We start from the raw sequence: 17742 nt of genomic DNA, 5'->3' as shown, positions 1-17742 counted from the left end.
CAATCAGTCTTTACGGCGGAAGGTCAGGTAATGGGGCGTGCGCCCTTCGCGCAGGGCTTTCTGCTCATACCGGGTGGAAATCCAGTCATCCCACGGCTCGCGCCAGTCTGCGGGGCGCTCGGCCAGCCATTCGAACCCAGCGCGCGGAACCTCTTCTAGCGTCTGGCGGACATAGTCGGGAATGTCAGTCGCCACGCGGAAGATTGACCCCGGCTTGAGCGCGCGGGCCAGTGGCTCAAGATGTTCCTGCGTCACAAAGCGGCGGCGATGGTGCCGCGTTTTGGGCCACGGATCAGGGTACAGCAAAAAGGCGCGTGCAATGCTGGCTTCAGGCAGCACGTCAAACAGGTCTCGCGCATCGCCGGGATGCACCGCTAAATTCTCGACCCCGGCCTTTCGGATCTTGCCCAGCAGCATGGCAACGCCGTTGATATACGGCTCGGCTCCGATGATGCCGATGTCAGGGTTGCTGGCGGCCTGGTGCACCAGATGTTCCCCTCCGCCAAAGCCGACCTCAAGCCAGACATCTTTGCCACCGAACAGCGCAGTAAGGTCCAGCGGATGACGTTCGGGGTTGGTCTCCCAATCCACGGCACCCGGCGACAGGGCGTCGAGATCTTCGTTCAGATACGTCTTCTGACTCTGCTTCAGGGCCTTGCCCTTGAAGCGGCCATAGAAGTTTCTGCGGGGGCGTTGTGGTGTCTGGGTGCTCATGGCGGAGCCCTTACTGCGCGGGTGGCAGTGTTGCAACCCCGGCGCGGCAACGAAAAAGCGCGCCGGTCTCGGCGCGCTTCGGGATGTTTCGGATCAGACTGCCGATTTCAATGCATCGGCCAAATCGGTGCGTTCCCAGCTAAAACCGCCGTCCGCATCCGGCTCGCGCCCAAAATGGCCATAGGCCGCAGTACGCTGATAGATCGGCTTGTTCAGCTGCAGATGCTCGCGAATCCCCCGCGGGGTCAGATCCATCACCTTGCCAACTGCGTTTTCGATTGCGGCATCCGCAACCTGACCAGTGCCGTGGGTATCAGCATAGATCGACAGTGGCTTGGACACGCCAATCGCATAACTCAATTGAATGGTGCAACGCTCGGCCATACCAGCCGCGACAACGTTCTTAGCCAGATAGCGCGCAGCATAAGCCGCAGAACGGTCTACCTTGGTCGGGTCTTTGCCGGAGAATGCACCGCCACCATGCGGGGCTGCACCGCCATAGGTGTCCACGATGATTTTACGTCCAGTCAGGCCCGCATCGCCGTCGGGGCCACCAATCACGAACTTTCCGGTCGGGTTGACGTGCCATTCGGTTTCAGCCGACAGCCATCCTTCGGGCAGGGTTTCCGCAATATAGGGCTCAACGATCCGGCGGATATCATCCGAGGTCAGCGACTCATCCAGATGTTGAGTTGACAACACGATCGAACTGACGCCAACCGGCTTTCCATCGCGATAGATCACCGACAATTGCGATTTGGCATCAGGGCCCAGCACGGGTTCGGTGCCGTTCTTACGCACCTCGGCCAAACGGCGCAGAATTGCATGGGAATACTGGATCGGGGCTGGCATCAGCGCAGGTGTCTCGGTTGTCGCGTAGCCGAACATGATGCCCTGGTCACCGGCGCCTTCGTCCTTGCTGCCGGATGCGTCAACACCTTGTGCAATATGAGCGGATTGCTCGTGCAGCAGGTTTGTCACCTCGACGGTTTCGTGGTGGAACTTATCCTGCTCATAGCCGATGTCCTTGATACAGGCGCGCGCAATCTCGTCGATGCGGCCCATATAGTCATGCAGTTTTTCCTGATCAGACAGACCTACTTCGCCACCAATCACCACACGGTCGGTCGTGGCAAAGGTTTCGCACGCCACGCGCGCTTCGGGTTCTTCATTCAGAAAAGCGTCAAGGACGGCATCGGAAATCCGGTCGCAAACCTTATCCGGGTGCCCTTCGGATACGGATTCCGAAGTGAAAGTATAGTTCTGTCGGGACATGAAAGTGCTCCATTAAGATTTCCCCATCACGCCAGGAAGCCGTTGTGACAGGCATTCGGGGGATACGCCGACCGAAACGCAGGGTCAATCGGTAATTAAGCGTTCTTTGGCCGGGTAAGACGCCAAAGCAGCCCAAATAGGACAGACAAAAGCACAAAAACAGGAAAATCACCGAGCTTGGAGTACACAGTCGGGGCCAGCGGCGCATGCAGCTTGGCGTCGATGAACCCGGCCTGCCCGAGGGGCAATGACTTGGCAATCCGTCCCAGCGGGTCGATCATCGCCGACACCCCTGTGTTGGCCGAGCGCATCATCGGCAGCCCCTGCTCAATTGCGCGCATCTGCGCCTGAACCAGATGCTGATATGGCCCTGACCTGGTTCCGAACCAAGCGTCATTGGTGATCTGCAAAAGGAAGTCCGCGCGCCCGGGCGCAGACAAAACATCCTGAGTAAACACGGCTTCATAGCAGATCAGCGGCAGCGCTTGGCCCAGCTCGCCCGCGTCCATCAGCGCAGCCCCCGGCCCCGCGCTAAACCCATGGCCTGCCGTGGTGGCCATGCCGTGAATACCGAATTTTGCCATCAGATTTCCGAACGGCACATATTCTCCGAACGGCGCAAGGTGATGCTTATCATACAGCCCTTCTTGCTGACCTTGCTGATCCAGATAGATCATAGAGTTGTAGATTCGCGGGCCGTCTCCCCGTTGAATACCAAGGAAAACAGGCGTGCCCTGCGCTGCATCCGCGATTACGTCCAGATAGGGCTGCGCGCTTCCCAACCATTCAGGGACCGAGGTTTCAGGCCATACGATCAGGTCTGGTCGTGGCTGTGCTGCAGTGAACTCAACCTGCCGGGCAAAAAACAGTGGCGCGTAGTTGCGATCCCATTTTTGATGTTGGGGCGCGTTGGGCTGGATCAGCCGAACCACATGGTCGGTCTCCGTTACGGCCGGGCGTGTCGTGCCATAACTTATCGCTAGAATGGCAGCACCAGCCGTCAAGCCAAGCGGAAACCCAAACCTACCGCGCTGCGTCAGGGCTGCACCCAGAGGCAACGTTGCCAAAAGTGTCAGCGCGCCCAGCCCATACGGGCCGGTTAAGGACAAAAGCTGCGCAACTGGAGTGTCGATCCAAACCTGCGCAATACCCGCCCAGGGAAACCCTGTCAGAACATAACCGCGAGCGATTTCCGCCAAAGATATGGTCACCGCCAGGAAAACCGCCTGCGCAACGACACTGCCGCCCGGTCGCCTTGCCAGCCAAAAGGCCAGCGCCCAGAACAAGGCCAACCCGCCTGCCATGAACACCAGAGCAAAAGGCGCCATCCACGCGTGACGCGCGGCGTCGACAAAAAACGGCTCGGTGATCCAGCTAAGGCCATGCGCGAAATATCCGGTGGCAAAAGCCCAACCAACCCAAGCTGCCCGACCCCGCGTTTCAGTCGACAGAAACAGTGGCGCCAACAGAACCAAGGCAACCAGGGTTGCGCCCCAAAGGCCAAACGGTGCCAGCCCAAACGCTGCCAGCGCACCCAGAAGGGCCGCCAGTGTAAACCTCAGCCCAAAAGGCCAACCCTGTGTAGGATTCATCCAACGAGATCCGGAAGCATGACACGCAATCGTTTGATTCTGCGCGGGTCCGCATCAATCACTTCGAACTCGGGGCCTTCAGGATGCAGAACAACTTCGCCCCGAGCAGGCACCCGGCCCGACAACATGAAAACCAGACCGCCCAGAGTGTCGATCTCTTCCTCGTCCACATCCTCGTGACTGGTCAAAGAACGACCGATCTCGGCCTCGAACTCCTCCAGCGGAACGCGAGCCTGCACGATGTAACAGCCGGATTTTTCCTGAACCCACAGCTGATCTTCATCCGCATCATGTTCATCAGCAATTTCACCGACGACCTGTTCGATCAAATCCTCAATCGTCACCAACCCGTCGACACCGCCATACTCGTCAATCACCAGCGCCATGTGACGGCGCTCGGTCTGCATCTTGGTCATCAGCACACCAATCGGCATCGAAGGTGGCACGAAAAGCAAAGTCCGCAGCATCGAGACAAGGTCAAACTCGGTGGACCCGCCATTGAACCCATGGGTCAGGGCGAAATCCTTGAGGTGAACAAACCCCAGCGGCGTATCCAGAGTACCCTCGTAAACCGGTATGCGCGACAGCCCGCTGTCGCGGAACACCTGCGCCAGTTCGTCTTTCGTAATTGTCGAAGGGACAGAAATGATCTCAGCAGTCGGAATCGCCACATCCTCGACGCGCATCCGTCGCAGGTTGATCATGCCACGAGGTTGCACCTTGTCGACCTCAAGCCCATTGGCCTCGTGAACCTCATTCTCGCTGGGTGGCGAGAACGCATCCACTATTCGAGAGAAAAATCCGGTTTTCTCATTTTCACCGCCGTTCTTCGGTTGCGCGCCTTGCGCCGCCCTAGAACTGCCGTCTGTATCGCCCATAGTCCTGTTCCAAATAATCGGCCGAAATGGCCCGTCTACACATTATATGGGTCATCAATACCCATTTTGCCAAGTATAGCGACCTCAACCGCCTCCATCAAAGTGGCGTCGGGGTCACGAATGTGATCATATCCCAGCAAATGCAACGTTCCGTGAATGATCAAATGCGTGACGTGATCATCCATGGATTTCCCAGCTTCTTCCGCCTCGCGGGCGCAGGTGTCGTAAGCAATCGCAATATCGCCCAGCGCGATTTCGCCGGTAAAGTCGGGTTCGGGCTCAACCGGAACCACCCCCGGCTGGTCGGCAGCCAGATCTTCGGCTGGCCAACTGAGCACGTTGGTCGGCGTGGTTTTTTCCCGAAACTCGGCATTCAGCTCGGCGATTCGCGCATCATCGCAGGCCAGCAGGCTGATCTCACACAGGTTAGCGTCCAGATCACAATGATCCAGAACCGCCTGAATAGCCCGCATCGCCAAGGGCTCAAGCCCCTGCCAGCGCGCATCTTCGATTGTCAGTTCAAGGTTCATGTCACCACGCCCAAAGCCTGCGGCCCCGGACGTTCACCCCGTCTCGCGACCCGAGTCGGCCTCATACGCTTCGATAATGGCGGCGACAAGCGGATGTCGCACCACATCCTTTGAAGTGAAATAATTGAAGCTGATATTCGGGATCGTCTTCAAGAGGCGTTCTGCATCCGCCAGACCCGATTGCACGCCGCGCGGCAGGTCGACCTGCGACCGGTCACCGGTGATCACCATGCGGCTTCCCTCGCCCAGACGGGTCAGAAACATCTTCATCTGCATGGTCGTGGCGTTCTGCGCCTCATCCAGCACCACAAAGGCATTGGCCAGCGTCCGACCGCGCATAAAGGCCAGCGGCGCAATTTCGATTCGCTTTTCCTCGATCAGCTTGGCAAGCTGTTTGCCGGGCAAAAAGTCGTTCAGCGCATCATAGAGAGGCTGCATATACGGATCGACCTTGTCCTTCATGTCGCCGGGCAGATAACCCAGCTTTTCACCAGCCTCGACCGCCGGACGGCTGAGGATAATCCTGTCTACATGCCCACCGATAAACATCGACACGCCTACGGCCACGGCCAGATAGGTCTTGCCAGTGCCCGCGGGACCGATCCCAAAGGCCAGTTCGTTGTTGAACAGTGACTGGACGTACGCCTTTTGCGCGTCGGTGCGCGGCTCAACCAGCTTTTTACGGGTTTTGATCTCGACCGTGCCGCCCTTGAACATCTCAAGCTGGTCACCATCGCGACTGCCGGTTCCCTGTTCCGATCCGCCCATCCGCAATTCGCGGTCCACGTCGGCCGCTTCGACGTCGCGGCCACCTTCCAAACGAGCGTAAAGGGCCTCTAACACCTCCATCGCCTGTTTTTGAGCGTCTTCATCGCCCATGACGACCAACTGGTTGCCACGCCGAACAATCTGGACGGACAACTTTTGTTCGATATCGGTCAGGTTGCGGTCATACTCGCCGCACAGATCAATCAACAACCGGTTGTCAGGGAATTCAACAAACGCCTCGCGTTGGGGCATGTCATCTTGCGGTGGGGTAAGGGCACCGATGGCCAATCCGTTCTCCTGTCTTGGCGTTTCACCCCGAGCGTAGACAACAAATCTTGGTGGGCGCAAGCCACAGATTCAAAATTTCATCAATGGATGGTAAAACCGCCGACGCCGGACACTCCCCCGCAGAAATCCGCGCCATCAAAATGTATAGTTCAATCCGAATCTCAGGCTGCGGTAACGAGGTGTGGATTTCGTCGAGAAACCATTGTCGAATTCGACTGTGCGCGAGTTGAATTGCACATATTCGTACTCTCCCGTGATCGACCAATCCTCATTCAAGCGGTGCTCCACACCGATACTGGCCGAATAACCGCCGCGTGTGTCATTTTCTTCAAAGGGTTGCACGGCGGCTCCCAAAGCCAGGCTGCTCGTCGTTTTGACATCGCCTTGCACATAGCCGAGGGAAATAAAATACAGGGTTGAACCGCTTTTGTTGGTTAGGCCGTTGCGAAACCGTATCGAAAGAACGTCCGAAACCTCGGACCCACCAGTCACCGTGACACCACCGATAACAGTCGAGACGTCATCATCAATCGTGCCGGTATCATATCCCAGCTCAATTCCGTAAACATAATCTCGCCCACCGACGGCAGGTAAAACACCGCGCCAGCCGCCCCGAATGCCGACGTAGCCACCTTTCAGGTCCAACTCACCAATTTCAAACAAATCCGCCGGGGTCCGAAGTCCGAATCGGTCCGAGCCGCCTGAGGCATGCCCCCCGCTAAGACCCAGATAAAAAGCGCTTACGTCACTGCCAAACCGTTTTGGGCTGATGACCGGGGGTTCGGTCACGCTCTGTTCCAGATTGCCTGCAACCGTTGCGCTGGAACAAAAGGAAAGTACCAGAGCCGCCGCAAAAGCAAGTTGACTGTTCGATCCAATGTAACGCGCCAGTAACTGCACTCGTAACCTCCATCGTGCCAGGCCGGAAATACGGTCAGCACACCCCTGAACCTTAAGGAACGTACAATTCCTGCGCCCGAAAACCTGAGCTTTCTCGGACCATATTTATCGATGATAAATCAAGGATTAATAATGGGGAAAATGTGGCCTAGGTTCTCAAAACAGCACGTTCCGGCAGGATCAGATCAATGCCCCGGCCAACGAGTTCGCCCCTGAATCCGTGATTAGAACCTCTCGCAAGTCACCCACCGCGACATTGGCATCGGTTACATGAACCGAATGTAAATACTCGGATTTTCCGACCATCTGACCCGGCAGGCGACCGGTTTTCTCGAACAATACACCGACCTTTCGGCCAACCATCGAATCCTGGATTTCCCTTTGATGTCGGGTAATTAACGCCTGCAGACGCTGAAGTCGGTCATCCGCCGCCGCAGAATCAACCTGCGGGCGTTCTGCCGCCGGGGTTCCCGGTCGTGTCGAGTATTTAAAGGAATAGGCGTAGCCGTATTTGACCTGTTCAACCAAATCCAGCGTGGCCTGAAAATCCTCCTCGGTTTCTTCAGGGAAACCAACGATGAAGTCGCCAGACATCACGATGTCGTGACGCGCAGCGCGGATACGCTCGATCAGCCGCAGATAACTTTCAGCGGTGTGGCTGCGGTTCATACGCTTGAGTATACGGTCTGATCCGGACTGAACCGGCAGATGCAGGTAAGGCATCAGCTTTTCGCAGGTCCCGTGCGCCTCGATCAAATCGTCGGCCATGTCATTGGGGTGCGAAGTCGTAAAACGGATACGCTCCAGCCCGTCGACCTTGTTCAACTCCCAGATCAGACCGGCCAGAGTCATATCTCCGTTCGCGCCTGCGCCATGATAGGCGTTGACGTTCTGCCCCAGCAAAGTGATCTCGCGCACGCCGCGTTCCACCAGGTCATGGGCTTCGCGGATAATGCGATCCGCCGGGCGACTGACCTCGGCACCGCGGGTATAGGGCACCACGCAGAAGGCACAGAATTTGTCGCAGCCTTCCTGCACGGTCAGAAATGCCGTCGGGCCACGCTTGGCCTTAGGGCGATTCTTCAGCTTTTCGAACTTGTCTTCTTCGGGAAAATCCGTGTCCAGCGCCTTGGCACCGGTGCGGGTCTTTGCCTCCATCTCGGGCAGGCGGTGATAGCTTTGCGGCCCCACGACCAGATCGACCAGAGGCTGACGACGCATGATCTCCTGGCCCTCGGCCTGCGCAACGCATCCTGCAACGCCGATCTTGAGGTCAGGCTTTTCCGCCTTCAGACCCTTGAAACGGCCAAGCTCGGAATAGACCTTTTCGGCGGCCTTTTCCCGAATATGGCACGTGTTCAGCAGAATCATATCCGCGTCATCGGGGCTTTGTGTTTCGACATAGCCCTGCCCACCCAGCGTCTCGGACATACGTTCGCTGTCATAGACGTTCATCTGGCAACCATAGGTTTTGATGTACAGCTTTTTGGGTTCTGACATGGGTATGGCCTTTGCATTCGCGGGATCGGCGTCATCTATACTCTACGAACGCCGCTTGCAATGCCGAGGCGGATACCCGATTTTGACCGCAGATTCCAGCCAAGTGGAACCGGACAGGCAATGCAATACGACTCTCTCGACGTTTTCCTGAGTTCAGGTAAATCCGCCCTGGCCAAAGGCCCGGTCGCACTGATCTTTGCCGAGGACACGGTCGAGATCGACAGCACCATCCGGCACCACCTGCATCTGGGGTTCAAATCCGTGATCGCCTTCATGCCGCAGGAATTCGCGCTGGACCCCGAGTTGTCCGAACGCATCCATCGCGTCACCCTGAACTGCGTGCCCAGCAAAGTGGTTTTCGACACTATCAACAAGATCATACAGGCTGCTCCGGGTCTCTGGATGTATTACTGTTACAACGCAGAGTACCTGTTCTTCCCGTTTTGCGAGACACGCTCCGTGAGCGAATTGCTGGCCTTCCACACCGAAGAGCGGCGTGACGCAATGCTGAGCCACGTGGTCGACCTGTATGCGGACGACCTGAACACCTATCCGAATGGCGTCGCCCCGGATCGCGCCATGCTGGACAGCACGGGATACTACGCCCACACCCGTCACAACGCCGAAGGTCATCCGATCGAGCGGCAGTTGGACATGTCCGGTGGTTTGCGCTGGCGGTTCGAGGATCACATCCCATACGAGCGCCGCCGCATTGACCGGATCGCCCTGTTCAAGTCCGGAAAGGGCCTGGAACTGCGGCCCGATCACACCTTTGATGAGCCGGAATACAACACCTATTCCTGCCCCTGGCACCACAACATGACCGCCGCCATATGTTCATTCCGGGCAGCCAAGGCGTTGAAAAGCAACGCCGGATCCACATTCGACATCCCGACATTCTGCTGGAGCAACTCGGTGCCGTTTCAATGGGCGTCCAGCCAATTGCTCGATCTGGGGCTGATCGAACCGGGCCAGTGGTTCTGATTCGATCCTAGCGCTGCAGCAACACAGGGAACCAGTCTTCGCGCAAACGCTGACCGGGCGTCATGTCATGGCCGGGGAATGGCGGGGACGTGCGGCCAGGACGCTCTACATACCTTGCGTCATCGCCCACCAGACGCAGCGAGAACGCCCGACGGCGGCTGTCAGAATGGTTACCGCGCGCGCCGTGCAGCGTGCGGTAGTTGAAGGCCACCGCGTCGCCCGGTTCCATCTCGAATTCCACGACTTTCATGCCCTCGGCATCCGGGTCCGGAACTGGAATGTACTGCCCCTCATCGGGAAAGAACCCCTCTTCCGAGACCCAGCGGGTCGGCAATACCTCTTTTTCCCAGCGATGCGATCCGGCCACACACCGCAGCGTTGCCTGTTTGACCGGGTCCAGCGGCGACCAGAAGCTGATCGTCTGATCTCCTTCGACAAAATAATATGGCCCGTCCTGGTGCCATGGGGTTGCCATCGACGTGCCCGGTTCTTTGACCAGAACGTGGTCATGGAACATTTGCACGATTTTTGACTGCATGAGGTCCGCTGCGACCTCGGCCGCCGGAGAGTTTTCGATCACATCCCGAAACTGGTCAATTCGCGACCAGTTGCAGTAATCGTCAAAGAACAGGCCAGTCTCACCTTGTTTTCTGTTTTCCGACGCGTACGGTCCTGGCTCGGCCATATTCGCGGCCACGCCGTCCCGCAGGGTCTCAACGTGATCGGCGAACAATCCCTTGATCAGGACAACGCCATCCTGCTGATAGGTTTCGATCATATCATGCGTGACCAAAGGGTGGATCATATTTGCCTCCGCGCCATGTGTTTGGGTGATCTGCACATGGGAAACCCCCTTGTTCAAGTCATAACTTTAAAAGATACACTTAACTTCATGTTATATATTTCACTGCGCCAGTATGAATATGTCTGCGCCATCGGGCGATACGGCAGCCTGTCCGCCGCTGCGCAGCACCTGAATGTTTCACAACCCGCCCTGTCCAACGCGCTGACGCGGGTCGAGGAGCAATTAGGCTATCCCCTCTTTGCCCGCAGGCGGGGTGCAGCAATGGCACTGACGCCACAGGGGCGCAGCTTTATCGAAGAAGCCGAAGCGCTGCTGGCCAAGGCTGCCCGGTTGGAAAATGCCGCTGAATCAGACGCGGGAAAGGCAAGGTTGCGGCTGGGCTGCTTTGTCGATCTGGCCCCGTTTATGCTCGCGCGCTCCCTTCGGCTTTTGCGCGCTGAGCTGCCGGATGTAGCAGTGTCCTACAGGGTCGACAATTTCGAAGGATTGATCTCGGGCCTGGTCGATGGCCGGATAGACATGGCGCTGACTTATGGGATGAGCATGGATGCGAGCTTTTGCAAGCAAACACTATTCAGCAGTTCGCCGCATGCCCTTGTGTCATCAGAGCACCTTCTGGCCAAGCAACCGCAGGTTTCGTTGCGGGATCTCGCTGACCACCCGCTTATCCTGTCAGAAGAGGGGCTGTCAGCCCAGCATGTGCTGGGCTTGTTCCGACGGATCGGGGAAAGCCCGACAGTCGCGCACCGGGCAGCCTCATTGGAAATTCAGCGCAGCCTTGCGGCGCATGGTGAAGGGATCGCGATCAGTTATGCCAACCCTCCCGCGAAAATCAGCTATGACGGAATACCATTGCTAAGCCTGCCCGTGTCCGACTCGTTTGCCGCTGAACCCGTGGTCTTGGCACGACATGGTACGGGGCCGACGGATGCACAAATTGCAGTCGCGGAAAACGCATTACTCAGTTTCAGGAATTGAAGTTACTTCTTCCGAAGGCGGATCACGACGTCAACCGACGCAATCTCGACCCCTTCGGGTGCGTCCGGCAGTCGTTGAATCACCAACTGGTCCGAAGGCGCGTCGCTTAGACGGCTCTCATCTTCCCAGAAGAAATGGGGATGATCATGCGTGTTGGTATCGAAATAGCTTTTCGAGCCGTCCACGGTGATTTCCTGAAGAACACCTGCTTCGCAGAATGCGCGCAAAGTATTGTAAACAGTCGCTAAAGAAACGGCATCACCGTTTTTCTTAGCCGATTCAAACAGGCTTTCAGCGGTCACATGCCGATGGCGGCCATCACCGACCAACAGCTCTGCCAAGGCCACGCGTTGACGCGTCGGGCGCAATCCTGCGTCGACCAACCAATTTGTGGCTATGCTATGGCTCTGAGGCGTCATGGAACCGATACCCGTTCGTTACTGACCTATATATAAGTGCCATGGCGGGGTAATTTCAAATGAAATTCATTCGCAAAGAATGCACTGAACACAACATGATGTGGGCGAGCGCTCTTGCAGGACCTTGCATACGGGTGCTAGGTGAGGCCAGATAAGACGAACGAACACTTGGCAGGAGAGGCGGCAGAATGGCCCAATTCCCGAGCAGCTTTGACAAGGACGATCTGCTGAAATGCGCCCGCGGCGAGTTATTCGGCCCCGGCAACGCGCAGCTACCTGCTCCGCCGATGCTGATGATGGATCGCATCACCGAGATTTCGGAAGATGGCGGCGCGCACGGCAAAGGCCATGTTCTTGCCGAATTCGATATCACCCCCGACCTGTGGTTCTTTGACTGTCACTTTCCCGGCAACCCGATCATGCCCGGCTGTCTGGGCCTTGATGGGCTTTGGCAGCTGACCGGTTTCAATTTGGGCTGGCGCGGCTGGCAAGGGCGCGGCATGGCTGTGGGCGTAGGTGAGGTCAAGCTGACCGGCATGGTGCGCCCGGACCGCAAGATGCTGACTTACAAAATTGATTTCAAAAAGGCGATCCAAACCCGCCGCCTGACCATGGGTGTGGCGGATGGAATCGTCGAAGCAGACGGCGAAATGATTTACGATGTCAAAGACATGAAAGTCGTTCTGTCCGAAGCCTGAGCCTGACTGGCCCGAAATAAGGAGCACGCACATGCGTCGAGTAGTTGTCACCGGTTTGGGGGTTGTCTCCTCCATCGGGAACAATGCCGAAGAGGTTTTGGCCTCACTCAAGGCTGGCAAGTCCGGCATCGAAGCCAACGAACAGATGGTTGAACATGGCTTTCGCAGTCAGATCGCCGGAACGCTCAAGATTGATGTGGCCGAGCATGTGGACAAGCGTACCCTGCGGTTTATGGGCCCCGGCGCGGCCTATGCCCATATCGCCATGGCCCAGGCTATTGCCGATTCCGGCCTGACCGAAGATCAGGTTGTGAACCCCCGCACCGGTCTGGTTGCCGGATCAGGCGGTCCGTCCACCAGCGCCATGCTGACAGCACATCAGACTGTGTTGAAAAATGGTGCGACCAAGCGGATCGGTCCTTTTGCAGTGCCAAAATGCATGTGTTCGACGATATCTGCGAACCTTGCGACGGCGTTCAAGATCAAGGGCATCAACTATTCGATCACCTCGGCCTGCTCGACTTCGCTGCATTGCATCGGCAACGCGGCAGAGCAGATTATGATGGGCAAGCAGGACGTGATGTTCGCCGGCGGCGGCGAGGAACTGGACTGGACCCTGTCCTGCCTGTTCGACGCGATGGGCGCGATGTCCTCGAAATACAATGACACGCCCGAGAAAGCCTCGCGCGCGTTTGATCAGGACCGCGACGGGTTCGTGATCTCAGGCGGCGGCGGTATCGTCGTGCTTGAGGATCTGGAGCACGCGCTGGCCCGTGGTGCCAAGATTTATGCCGAAGTAACCGGCTTTGCCGCCACCTCTGACGGGCATGACATGGTTGCCCCTTCCGGCGAAGGTGGCGAACGCGCGATGCGCCTGGCCTTGGCAACATTGCCCGAAGGCCGCAAAGTCGGCTACATCAACGCCCACGGCACTTCGACCCCGGTCGGTGATGTGGGAGAGGTCGAAGCCGTACGCCGCATTTTTGGCGAGGGCAACGTGCCGCCGATTTCATCGACCAAGTCGATGACAGGGCACGCTCAGGGCGCGGCCGGCGCGTTGGAAGCGATCTTTTGTCTGCTGATGCTGGACAATGACTTTATTACTCCGTCGATCAACGTCGACACACTTTCCGAAGGCATCATGCCCGGTGAAATTGCTACTCAAGTAGTTGAAAACGCAGGTCTGGACAGTGTCATGACCAACAGCTTCGGCTTTGGCGGCACAAACGGCTCCATGATTCTGTCAAAGTATAACGGGTGAAAATGATGTCGGATCTTCTTAAGGGCAAACGCGGCCTGATCATGGGCGTGGCGAATGACCGGTCGATTGCATGGGGCATTGCCAAGGCTATGCATGAGGCTGGCGCAGAACTGGCCTTCACCTATCAAGGTGAGGCATTCGGCAAACGGCTTGAGCCTTTGGCCCAGAGCCTAGGCAGCGATTTCATGGTGGACGCGGATGTCACCGACGACGCCTCGCTGGACCGCGCGTTCAACGAGCTGGGCGAACGCTGGCCAAGCATCGACTTCGTGGTTCACGCGATTGCCTATTCGGACAAATCCGAATTGACAGGCCGGTTCCTGAACACCACGCGTGCGAACTTCAAGCACTCCATGGATGTCTCGGCCTATTCCTTTATCGAGGTCGCGCGCCGTGCTTATCCGTTGATGAAGGAAAATGGCGGTTCACTGATCACGCTGACCTATCAGGGTTCAAACCGCGTCGTTCCGAACTACAACGTGATGGGCGTTGCCAAAGCTGCGTTGGAATCAGCTACGCGCTATTTGGCCAACGATCTGGGCCCGGATGGTATCCGCGTGAACGCAATTTCTCCCGGCCCTATGAAAACACTCGCCGGGGCAGCCATCGGCGGCGCGCGTAAAACATACAAATTCTGCGATCAGAATGCCCCGATGCGTTCGAACGCGACGCTGGAAGCGGTCGGTGGCACTGCTGTTTACCTGACTTCGGATGCCGGAGCCTGCACCACGGGCGAAATTATCAAGGTGGACGGCGGATTCCACGTCCTTGGAATGCCTCAACCCGATCACATGTGACCTGATCTTTCCCTGCCCGTGCCAAGATTTGACCATCTTTCACGGGCACGGATAGCTGCATGAGCAAAGCAGAACAAATCATTGCCAACAACACGCGGGTTTCACGAAGCAAACAGGGCTTTCTGGGTCAACGAGGCCGAATAGCCCTACTGACCCTGATCGCGCTGCTCATGCTGTTTGTGTACTTCACCCAGCCAGATGTGCGTGCAACATTTGCTTCTTGGGCCAGCCTGCTATCAGGCTGATCCAACATTCTGATCCAGAGCGGTCAGTTGATTGAGACAACTTCGATGTCGAAAATCAAATCCTGCCCCGCCAGCGGGTGGTTGGCGTCCAGAGTCACTGTGGCCTCATCCACCTCGACCACTGTCACGGGCAAAGCTTGCCCGTCGGGCGTCTGCATCTGTAGCTGCGTACCAAGGTCCAGCGGCACATCATCCGGGATACCCTCGCGCGGAATTTGTTGTCGCATTGCAGGGTTGATGGGGCCATAGGCGTCGACGCAAGCGATCTCAACGCGTTTTTTCTCACCCACCGTCAGGCCCGGCATCGCTGTATCAAGGCCGGGGATGATGTGACCTGAGCCAACTTCGAATTCCAGCGGATCGCGCCCTTCGGAGCTGTCAAACACATTGCCATCCAACAGCGTTCCTTTGTAGTGGATGCGAACCGTGTCGCCTTGTTTGATCTCGATCATGGGTGGCCTCCGGCCGTTAGGAAATTGAGCGCCCAAACCTAGGGGCTAACACGGTATTGTAAACCCTTTCCCCCCTTTTGCGGCTGCAACTCTTGTGCCAACCTGCACCCGACTAAGGGAGACGACCTGATGCCAATCACCACCTGCGTATTCGACGCCTATGGCACGCTGTTCGATGTGGCCGCTGCCGCGCGGCAGGCCGCAGCCGAACCCAGTTTCGAGAAGTTACAGCAGAAATGGCCGGAACTGGCCAATCACTGGCGACTAAAGCAGTTACAATACACCTGGTTGCGCGCAATCACCGATGCCCATGCTGACTTCTGGGATGTGACTCAGGACGGGTTGGACTGGGCGCTTGAGGCATCGGGGCTTGAAGGAAACCCGCAACTGCGCCAGCGCCTACTGGATCTGTATTGGGAGCTTCAGGCCTACCCGGAGGTCCCTCAAATGCTGGCTCACCTGAAGGCCGGAGGACTGAAGACCGCAATTCTATCCAACGGATCGCTTCCGATGCTGGATGGCGCTGTGCAATCGGCAGGAATTGGCGACGTGCTGGACGACGTGCTGTCGGTCGAAAGCGTTGGCGTCTTCAAACCGCATTCCAGCGTTTACGATCTGGTGCAACAGCGTTTCGGCGGCAACCGAGACGAGGTGTTATTTGTCAGCTCCAACGGCTGGGACGCAGCAGGCGCCAGCGGATACGGCTTTGTGACCGCGTGGGTTAATCGGGCTGGCGAGCCCATGGACCGCTTGCCATGGAAGCCCGCGCATGTACTGTCCGACCTGACGACGATCCCTCAACTGGCCGGACTTGAATGACTTTTTTCACCACCTCCGATGATAAGCGCATTTATTATACAGACTCCGGGTCTGGAATTCCTCTGCTGTGCCTTGCGGGGCTGACCCGTTGCAGCCGGGATTTCTCATACCTCGCGCCGCATGTCACCGATCTGCGGATGATCACGATGGATTACAGGGGGCGTGGAAAATCGGATCATGACCCTGACTACATGAACTACAACGTCCTTCGCGAATCCCACGACGTGATCGAATTGCTGGATTATCTCGGGCTGGACCGCGTGGTAGTTCTGGGCACTTCGCGCGGTGGTCTGATCGCTATGGCGCTGGCCGCCAGCCACCCTGATCGGTTGGCTGGCGTAATCCTGAATGATGTTGGCCCGGTGATCGAACCTGCGGGTATCGCCAAGATCATGGACTATGTCGGCAAACCTCCAATGTCGGCCACGTATGATGACGCAGCGCTGGCTATGCAAAACGCAATGCAGCATCAGTTCCCTGACGTGTCGTTAGAGCGGTGGCAGCAACAAGTGGAAATCCAGTACGAGCAAACCGATGCAGGTCTGGCGTTTCGTTATGATCCGGCCCTGCGCACGGCGCTGTTGGATCAGGCTGCGGCAGGCGCGACGCCGGATCTATGGATGTTCTTCGAATCCCTGCGGGACATTCCCACCGGCGTTATTCGCGGCGCGAACTCAGACGTTCTCGGCAAGGACACGCTGATCGAAATGCACAAACGCCACCCCGGCCTTATATCGGCAGAAATACCGGATCGCGGCCATGTGCCATTTCTGGACGAACCACAGTCACTGGACCTGATCCGCAAAGTATTGGACACCGCATGAGCACACTGGGCATGATCGAAGCCGCCGCCGAACGGCTGCGGGGCCACGTTCGGGAAACGCCGCTTCTGACCTCTCCATTTTTGGATGAGTTGGCAGGGCGGCGCGTGCTGGTGAAACCGGAATGCCTGCAACACACCGGCAGCTTCAAATTCCGAGGCGCGTGGTCTGCGATTTCCGCCCTTAACGAGGCAGACCGGAAACGCGGCGTGATCGCGTTTTCCTCGGGCAATCACGCACAAGGCGTGGCCTATGCCGCCGCGCAGCACGGGATTTCGTCGGTAATCGTAATGCCTTCGGACGCGCCCCAGTTGAAGATCAACAACACCCGCGCGCTGGGGGCCGAAGTAGTACTGTACGACCGCGCCAATGAAAGCCGGGAAGAGATCGGCGAAGCGCTGTCGACTGAACGTAGTCTGACCCTGATCCGCCCCTATGATGAGCCGCAGGTGATTGCCGGTCAGGGTACGGCGGGGCTGGAGATCGCCCGACAGGCCACTGCTTTGGAAGTGGCAAAGGCGGATGTTCTGGTCTGCTGCGGCGGCGGCGGGCTGACCTCGGGGATTGCATTGGCGCTTGAGGGCCACGCGCCCGGCCTGCGTGCCCGCCCATGTGAGCCCGAAGGCTTCGATGACGTCAAACGATCTCTGGCCACGGGCGAAATACAAAACAACAACGCCGCCTCGGGCAATATTTGCGACGCGATTCTGACACCGCAACCGGGGCAAATCACGTTTCCAATCCTGAAACGCCTATGTGGTCCGGGCTTGTCTGTTACCGAAGAAGAAGCGATGCGTGCTATGGCACTGGCATTTCTGCGTCTGAAAGTCGTGTTGGAGCCGGGCGGAGCGGTATCTCTGGCCTCGGCCCTATTCCGAAAAGATGAAATTGAAGGTGACGCGGTAATCGTTGTGGCGTCGGGGGGGAATGCAGATCCCGAAGTCTTTGGAAAAGCACTGGAATTCCTGACCTGACATAAATCAAGAGTTGGGCCATTTTGACACCGTAACGTTTGACC

Annotated in this window: 20 protein-coding genes and 1 riboswitch; of the genes, 9 read left to right on the top strand and 11 right to left on the bottom strand. The window is 57.5% G+C overall.

Going from position 1 to position 17742, the window contains the following annotated elements; genetic code table 11:
* Positions 1 to 3: 3 nt before the first annotated feature.
* The 8 genes from trmB to miaB form a co-directional block, all read right to left on the bottom strand.
* Positions 4 to 714: a tRNA (guanine(46)-N(7))-methyltransferase TrmB gene (trmB, locus tag ACR0D7_RS08250; RefSeq protein WP_480678604.1), complete on the bottom strand. Its 711-nt coding sequence runs from the start codon at positions 712 to 714 to the stop codon at positions 4 to 6.
* Between the two features lie 93 nt (positions 715 to 807).
* Complete coding sequence (metK, locus tag ACR0D7_RS08245; RefSeq protein ID WP_480678603.1) at positions 808 to 1989, bottom strand: methionine adenosyltransferase; 1182 nt, start codon at positions 1987 to 1989, stop codon at positions 808 to 810.
* Between the two features lie 5 nt (positions 1990 to 1994).
* A riboswitch (SAM-SAH riboswitch) is annotated at positions 1995 to 2043 on the bottom strand.
* A 41-nt stretch (positions 2044 to 2084) separates the two neighbouring features.
* Complete coding sequence (gene lnt, locus ACR0D7_RS08240) at positions 2085 to 3581, bottom strand: apolipoprotein N-acyltransferase (RefSeq protein WP_480678602.1); 1497 nt, start codon at positions 3579 to 3581, stop codon at positions 2085 to 2087.
* A complete protein-coding gene (locus ACR0D7_RS08235; protein ID WP_480678601.1) occupies positions 3578 to 4459 on the bottom strand; it encodes a hemolysin family protein in 882 nt (293 codons plus the stop codon). Before ACR0D7_RS08235 ends, lnt begins: the two co-directional genes overlap by 4 nt.
* Positions 4460 to 4494: 35 nt before the next feature.
* Positions 4495 to 4989: an rRNA maturation RNase YbeY gene (gene ybeY / locus ACR0D7_RS08230; protein ID WP_480678600.1), complete on the bottom strand. Its 495-nt coding sequence runs from the start codon at positions 4987 to 4989 to the stop codon at positions 4495 to 4497.
* A gap of 33 nt (positions 4990 to 5022) precedes the next feature.
* Positions 5023 to 6045: a PhoH family protein gene (locus tag ACR0D7_RS08225; RefSeq protein WP_170385243.1), complete on the bottom strand. Its 1023-nt coding sequence runs from the start codon at positions 6043 to 6045 to the stop codon at positions 5023 to 5025.
* A gap of 135 nt (positions 6046 to 6180) precedes the next feature.
* A complete protein-coding gene (locus ACR0D7_RS08220) occupies positions 6181 to 6945 on the bottom strand; it encodes an outer membrane protein (RefSeq protein ID WP_368040187.1) in 765 nt (254 codons plus the stop codon).
* Between the two features lie 180 nt (positions 6946 to 7125).
* A complete protein-coding gene (gene miaB, locus ACR0D7_RS08215; RefSeq protein WP_480678599.1) occupies positions 7126 to 8445 on the bottom strand; it encodes a tRNA (N6-isopentenyl adenosine(37)-C2)-methylthiotransferase MiaB in 1320 nt (439 codons plus the stop codon).
* Positions 8446 to 8565: 120 nt separating this feature from the next.
* Between miaB and ACR0D7_RS08210 the strand changes: the two genes are divergently transcribed.
* Positions 8566 to 9429, top strand: a complete 864-nt coding sequence (locus ACR0D7_RS08210; protein ID WP_480678598.1) for a hypothetical protein — start codon at positions 8566 to 8568, stop codon at positions 9427 to 9429.
* Between the two features lie 7 nt (positions 9430 to 9436).
* On the opposite strand, the gene ACR0D7_RS08205 is transcribed toward ACR0D7_RS08210, so the two are convergent.
* The gene (locus ACR0D7_RS08205) at positions 9437 to 10234 is read right to left on the bottom strand and encodes a phytanoyl-CoA dioxygenase family protein (protein ID WP_480678597.1); all 798 of its coding nucleotides are present in this window, start codon (positions 10232 to 10234) and stop codon (positions 9437 to 9439) included.
* An 87-nt stretch (positions 10235 to 10321) separates the two neighbouring features.
* Between ACR0D7_RS08205 and ACR0D7_RS08200 the strand changes: the two genes are divergently transcribed.
* Positions 10322 to 11212 (top strand): LysR family transcriptional regulator, encoded by an 891-nt coding sequence (locus ACR0D7_RS08200; RefSeq protein ID WP_480678596.1) that lies wholly within the window; start codon positions 10322 to 10324, stop codon positions 11210 to 11212.
* A 2-nt stretch (positions 11213 to 11214) separates the two neighbouring features.
* Here the strand turns inward: ACR0D7_RS08200 and irrA are convergent, their stop codons facing one another.
* The gene (irrA, locus tag ACR0D7_RS08195; RefSeq protein WP_480678595.1) at positions 11215 to 11631 is read right to left on the bottom strand and encodes an iron response transcriptional regulator IrrA; all 417 of its coding nucleotides are present in this window, start codon (positions 11629 to 11631) and stop codon (positions 11215 to 11217) included.
* A 188-nt stretch (positions 11632 to 11819) separates the two neighbouring features.
* On the opposite strand from irrA, the gene fabA reads away from it, so the two are divergent.
* From fabA to ACR0D7_RS08175, 4 genes are read left to right on the top strand one after another with little or no spacing between them, the layout of a single operon-like run.
* Positions 11820 to 12329 carry a bifunctional 3-hydroxydecanoyl-ACP dehydratase/trans-2-decenoyl-ACP isomerase gene (gene fabA, locus ACR0D7_RS08190; protein ID WP_170385261.1) on the top strand — a complete coding sequence of 170 codons (510 nt, stop codon included), beginning with the start codon at positions 11820 to 11822 and terminating at the stop codon, positions 12327 to 12329.
* A 31-nt stretch (positions 12330 to 12360) separates the two neighbouring features.
* On the top strand, positions 12361 to 13590 hold the full coding sequence (gene fabB, locus ACR0D7_RS08185; protein WP_480678594.1) for a beta-ketoacyl-ACP synthase I: 1230 nt from the start codon (positions 12361 to 12363) through the stop codon (positions 13588 to 13590).
* Positions 13591 to 13595: 5 nt separating this feature from the next.
* Positions 13596 to 14387 carry an enoyl-ACP reductase FabI gene (locus ACR0D7_RS08180; RefSeq protein ID WP_480678593.1) on the top strand — a complete coding sequence of 264 codons (792 nt, stop codon included), beginning with the start codon at positions 13596 to 13598 and terminating at the stop codon, positions 14385 to 14387.
* Between the two features lie 59 nt (positions 14388 to 14446).
* The gene (locus tag ACR0D7_RS08175) at positions 14447 to 14632 is read left to right on the top strand and encodes a hypothetical protein (protein ID WP_480678592.1); all 186 of its coding nucleotides are present in this window, start codon (positions 14447 to 14449) and stop codon (positions 14630 to 14632) included.
* Between the two features lie 23 nt (positions 14633 to 14655).
* Here ACR0D7_RS08175 and ACR0D7_RS08170 read toward each other — a convergent pair whose 3' ends face one another.
* Positions 14656 to 15084: an FKBP-type peptidyl-prolyl cis-trans isomerase gene (locus ACR0D7_RS08170; protein ID WP_480678591.1), complete on the bottom strand. Its 429-nt coding sequence runs from the start codon at positions 15082 to 15084 to the stop codon at positions 14656 to 14658.
* A 129-nt stretch (positions 15085 to 15213) separates the two neighbouring features.
* On the opposite strand from ACR0D7_RS08170, the gene ACR0D7_RS08165 reads away from it, so the two are divergent.
* Genes ACR0D7_RS08165 through ACR0D7_RS08155 form a run of 3 tightly spaced genes read left to right on the top strand, consistent with a single transcriptional unit; the run spans position 15214 to position 17698 of the window.
* On the top strand, positions 15214 to 15903 hold the full coding sequence (locus ACR0D7_RS08165) for a haloacid dehalogenase type II (protein ID WP_480678590.1): 690 nt from the start codon (positions 15214 to 15216) through the stop codon (positions 15901 to 15903).
* Complete coding sequence (locus tag ACR0D7_RS08160) at positions 15900 to 16727, top strand: alpha/beta fold hydrolase (protein ID WP_480678589.1); 828 nt, start codon at positions 15900 to 15902, stop codon at positions 16725 to 16727. The genes ACR0D7_RS08165 and ACR0D7_RS08160 overlap by 4 nt, the downstream gene beginning before the upstream one ends.
* Positions 16724 to 17698 (top strand): threonine ammonia-lyase, encoded by a 975-nt coding sequence (locus tag ACR0D7_RS08155; RefSeq protein WP_480678588.1) that lies wholly within the window; start codon positions 16724 to 16726, stop codon positions 17696 to 17698. Before ACR0D7_RS08160 ends, ACR0D7_RS08155 begins: the two co-directional genes overlap by 4 nt.
* The last annotated feature ends 44 nt before the right edge of the window (positions 17699 to 17742 follow it).

The sequence above is a fragment of the Ruegeria sp. BB7 genome (assembly GCF_056539365.1).
Note: the sequence above shows the minus strand (reverse complement) of the source record. Positions and strands in the feature narration are given on the sequence as shown.

Excerpts from the sequence above, each read along its gene's own strand:
- trmB (WP_480678604.1), bottom strand. The coding sequence starts at position 714 with ATGAGCACCCAGACACCACAACGCCCCCGCAGAAACTTCTATGGCCGC.
- metK (WP_480678603.1), bottom strand. The coding sequence starts at position 1,989 with ATGTCCCGACAGAACTATACTTTCACTTCGGAATCCGTATCCGAAGGG.
- lnt (WP_480678602.1), bottom strand. The coding sequence starts at position 3,581 with ATGAATCCTACACAGGGTTGGCCTTTTGGGCTGAGGTTTACACTGGCG.
- ACR0D7_RS08235 (WP_480678601.1), bottom strand. The coding sequence starts at position 4,459 with ATGGGCGATACAGACGGCAGTTCTAGGGCGGCGCAAGGCGCGCAACCG.
- ybeY (WP_480678600.1), bottom strand. The coding sequence starts at position 4,989 with ATGAACCTTGAACTGACAATCGAAGATGCGCGCTGGCAGGGGCTTGAG.
- miaB (WP_480678599.1), bottom strand. The coding sequence starts at position 8,445 with ATGTCAGAACCCAAAAAGCTGTACATCAAAACCTATGGTTGCCAGATG.
- ACR0D7_RS08210 (WP_480678598.1), top strand. The coding sequence starts at position 8,566 with ATGCAATACGACTCTCTCGACGTTTTCCTGAGTTCAGGTAAATCCGCC.
- ACR0D7_RS08205 (WP_480678597.1), bottom strand. The coding sequence starts at position 10,234 with ATGATCCACCCTTTGGTCACGCATGATATGATCGAAACCTATCAGCAG.
- ACR0D7_RS08200 (WP_480678596.1), top strand. The coding sequence starts at position 10,322 with ATGTTATATATTTCACTGCGCCAGTATGAATATGTCTGCGCCATCGGG.
- irrA (WP_480678595.1), bottom strand. The coding sequence starts at position 11,631 with ATGACGCCTCAGAGCCATAGCATAGCCACAAATTGGTTGGTCGACGCA.
- fabA (WP_170385261.1), top strand. The coding sequence starts at position 11,820 with ATGGCCCAATTCCCGAGCAGCTTTGACAAGGACGATCTGCTGAAATGC.
- fabB (WP_480678594.1), top strand. The coding sequence starts at position 12,361 with ATGCGTCGAGTAGTTGTCACCGGTTTGGGGGTTGTCTCCTCCATCGGG.
- ACR0D7_RS08180 (WP_480678593.1), top strand. The coding sequence starts at position 13,596 with ATGTCGGATCTTCTTAAGGGCAAACGCGGCCTGATCATGGGCGTGGCG.
- ACR0D7_RS08175 (WP_480678592.1), top strand. The coding sequence starts at position 14,447 with ATGAGCAAAGCAGAACAAATCATTGCCAACAACACGCGGGTTTCACGA.
- ACR0D7_RS08170 (WP_480678591.1), bottom strand. The coding sequence starts at position 15,084 with ATGATCGAGATCAAACAAGGCGACACGGTTCGCATCCACTACAAAGGA.
- ACR0D7_RS08165 (WP_480678590.1), top strand. The coding sequence starts at position 15,214 with ATGCCAATCACCACCTGCGTATTCGACGCCTATGGCACGCTGTTCGAT.
- ACR0D7_RS08160 (WP_480678589.1), top strand. The coding sequence starts at position 15,900 with ATGACTTTTTTCACCACCTCCGATGATAAGCGCATTTATTATACAGAC.
- ACR0D7_RS08155 (WP_480678588.1), top strand. The coding sequence starts at position 16,724 with ATGAGCACACTGGGCATGATCGAAGCCGCCGCCGAACGGCTGCGGGGC.